At 66.3% G+C, this 1,040-nt stretch carries 3 protein-coding genes; 2 read left to right on the top strand and 1 reads right to left on the bottom strand.

The genetic code is table 11. The features are described from left to right. Together U1700_RS15385 and U1700_RS15380 are read left to right on the top strand one after the other, a co-directional pair. The coding region (locus tag U1700_RS15385) for an OmpA family protein (RefSeq protein WP_332753534.1) at positions 1-167 on the top strand (167 nt) is incomplete at its 5' end. A gap of 139 nt (positions 168-306) precedes the next feature. Beyond that, positions 307-513, top strand: a complete 207-nt coding sequence (locus tag U1700_RS15380; RefSeq protein ID WP_332753532.1) for a hypothetical protein — start codon at positions 307-309, stop codon at positions 511-513. Between the two features lie 7 nt (positions 514-520). Here U1700_RS15380 and U1700_RS15375 read toward each other — a convergent pair whose 3' ends face one another. Then, complete coding sequence (locus U1700_RS15375; RefSeq protein ID WP_332753533.1) at positions 521-949, bottom strand: nucleoside deaminase; 429 nt, start codon at positions 947-949, stop codon at positions 521-523. Between the last annotated feature and the right edge of the window lie 91 nt (positions 950-1,040).

Here is a 1,040-nt window from a genome sequence, read left to right as displayed (position 1 = left end):
CGGTCGCCGACTATCTGGCATCGCGAGGGGTTCAGCCCGCCCGCATCGGCACGCGCGGCTTCGGCAAGTCGCAGCCGATCGCCTCGAACGACACCGAGGAAGGCCGCGCCGCCAACCGCCGCGTCGAGATCAAGATCGTGCCGATCCGCGAGGGCGATCTGCGCTGATCGTTTCGCGATTTGCGAATGGGAAAGGGCCCGGACGGGATAGCGTCCGGGCCCTTTTCACGTCATCGCAATGTCATGCGCTCATCATGATCAACATGCTCTGATGATAGATGAGGCACGGACGATAAGAGCAAGCGACATGGCACAAAGGACGGACAGGGAATCACGGGCCGCCTCGCGGATCACCGCGCTGCTGACTGCCATACTGATGTTTACAACGCTTATGACGTTGGATGTCTGGAACATCTCGCACAATTCGGCGCTCCGCACAGCCATTGTTGCCCTTGCCTGCAACCTCGTCGCAATGCTGCTGGTCCGCCGCTTCTACGCCCGCAAAGGCGCTTGAGCCTGCCCTAACGACGCGCCGTGAAGAATCCCTTGAGCAGAGCCGCCGCCTCTGTCTCCCCCATCCCGGCATAGATTTCTGGCCGGTGGTGGCAGGTCGGCTGGCCGAAGAAGCGCGGGCCATGCTCGACCGCGCCGCCCTTGGGATCGCTGGCGGCGTAATAGAGCCTGGCGATTCGAGCATGAGCGATGGCCCCTGCGCACATGGCACACGGCTCCAGCGTGACCCAGAGGTCGCAATCCTCCAGCCGGTCGCGGCCCAGCGCCATGGCGGCGGCGCGAATCGCCTGGATTTCGGCATGGGCGGTGGGGTCGTGAAGGCGGCGGGGCGCATTGGCCCCGGTCGCGATGATTTGTCCCCGCTGCACTACCACCGCGCCGACCGGCACCTCACCCGCCTGCCCCGCCTGGGCAGCGGCGTCGAGCGCGGCGCGCATCGGGGCGGGGAGCGGGACCCTCGCCCCTCCCTGCCTTGCGCCCGTCGTCCGGGCAAGGGTGCCGGTATTCGCCCGGTTACTGGGCGTTGGT

Source organism: Sphingomonas sp. RB1R13 (assembly GCF_036663775.1).
In the GTDB taxonomy this organism is placed as follows: domain Bacteria; phylum Pseudomonadota; class Alphaproteobacteria; order Sphingomonadales; family Sphingomonadaceae; genus Sphingomicrobium.
The sequence above is the reverse complement of the archived record's forward strand: the minus strand, read 5'-3'. Positions and strand labels throughout refer to the sequence as shown.